General features: G+C 34.6%; 1 protein-coding gene. It reads left to right on the top strand.

Annotation, left to right across the window (positions count from 1 at the left end):
• A partial coding sequence (locus BAU23_RS24415; protein ID WP_165615104.1) for a helix-turn-helix domain-containing protein occupies nt 1–211 on the top strand: 211 nt, incomplete at both ends.

Raw genomic sequence — 211 nt, 5'->3', positions numbered from 1 at the left:
TTGTATCCAACAGAAGAACAAGCATATCTTATGCGTAAAACCTTCGGTTGTGTACGTTTCGTGTATAATAAAATGTTATCTGAACGAAAAGAAGCGTACAAAAAATACAAAGATGATAAGGAGCAACTAAAGAAACAAAAGCCTCCAACTCCCGCGAAATATAAAGCAGAATTTGAGTGGTTAAAAGAAGTTGATTCATTAGCTTTGGCAA

The sequence above is a fragment of the Bacillus nitratireducens genome, assembly GCF_001884135.1.
Classification (GTDB): Bacteria; Bacillota; Bacilli; order Bacillales; family Bacillaceae_G; genus Bacillus_A; species Bacillus_A nitratireducens.
This window is presented reverse-complemented; position numbering and strand designations above follow the sequence as displayed.